Source organism: Natronolimnohabitans sp. A-GB9 (assembly GCF_030848565.1).
In the GTDB taxonomy this organism is placed as follows: domain Archaea; phylum Halobacteriota; class Halobacteria; order Halobacteriales; family Natrialbaceae; genus Natronolimnohabitans.
Window position 1 is genome coordinate 1 of the sequence record NZ_JAVDDV010000060.1, and the last position, 1,400, is coordinate 1,400.

Annotated in this window: 1 protein-coding gene; it reads left to right on the top strand. The window is 57.6% G+C overall.

Annotated elements, in window-relative coordinates; all coding sequences use genetic code 11:
• Positions 1–115: 115 nt before the first annotated feature.
• On the top strand, positions 116–1,390 hold the full coding sequence (locus tag RBH26_RS21275) for an IS4 family transposase (RefSeq protein ID WP_306760368.1): 1,275 nt from the start codon (positions 116–118) through the stop codon (positions 1,388–1,390).
• Positions 1,391–1,400 lie beyond the last annotated feature (10 nt).

The window sequence follows — 1,400 nt, forward strand, 5'->3', positions numbered from 1 at the left end:
TATCCGTCTTTAGCTAAGCGAGAAACCACGTGACAGCGGCGGCTTATCGAGGCATCTTTTCGAGAGGAATGAGGAGGCGACGAGTGTGCACAACGAAGCCTCCTCATCTCGGATTATGCGTCGGCTCACTACATTGTTTCCCTCCGAGTTCCTCGAAGAGCACGCCGAGGAACTCGGCGTGGTCGAACGTGACCGCAAGCTCCAGATTCCCGCCTTCGTCTGGGCATTCGTGTTCGGCTTCGCCGCAGGCGAAAGCCGAACACTCGCTGGCTTCAGACGCAGCTACAACTCGACAGGCGACGAAACGATCTCTCCCGGCGGCTTCTATCACCGGTTGACGCCGTCTCTCGCGGAGTACTTCCGCGACCTCGTCGAGCGTGGCCTCGACGAGATCGCTGTCCCTGACACTGTTGACGCCGATATCGACCGATTCAGGGACGTGATGATCGCTGATGGAACCGTCCTGCGGTTGCACGAGTTCCTTGCCGATGAGTACGAAGCTCGCAAGGAGGAGCAGGCTGGAGCGAAGCTCCACCTGCTCCATAATGCCACTGAGCAGACGATAGAACGTCTCGACGTGACTGACGAGAAAACGCACGACAGCACGTTGTTTAACACAGGATCGTGGCTCGAAGATCGGCTCGTTCTGTTCGACCGAGCCTACTTCAAGTACCGCCGCTTCGCGTTGATCGATGAGAACGACGGCTACTTCGTGAGTCGGCTGAAAGAGAGCGCAAATCCGGTCGTAACGGAGGAATTACGGGAATGGCGCGGCCGCGCCATTCCCTTGGAAGGTGAGCAGATCTACGATGTTGTGGATGATCTGCACCGCGAGTACATCGACGTGGAAGTCGAAGCCGAGTTCGACCGAAGACCGTACGGAGGAACGCAGTCACGCGATACGAAGCGGTTTCGCGTCGTCGGCGTCCGCAAAGAGGACGCCGACGACTACCACCTGTACATCACGAATCTCCCGAGAGAAGAGTTCCTGCCGTCGGATCTAGGGACGATCTATCGGTGTCGGTGGGAGGTGGAGTTGCTATTCCGTGAGTTGAAGACGCAGTACGAACTGGACGAGTTCGACACGACAAAGAAGCATGTTGTCGAAATTCTGCTGTACGCGGCGTTGCTGTCACTGCTCGTGAGTCGTGAATTGCTCGATCTGGTCACTGAACAGGCGGACGATGAGATCGTGTTTCCGCCGGAACGCTGGGCGGCGACCTTCCGGTCGCACGCCCAGCTCATCCTCCACGAACTTGGCGAATATCTCGGCTACTCGCCGCCACCGCTGCTCGACCGACTGATCGACGACGCACAGAAGATCCACCAGCAACGGCCAGTGTTACAAGAGACGCTCGCTACCGCTACGCAACCGAGGTGTAAGTCTTAGCTAAAGACGA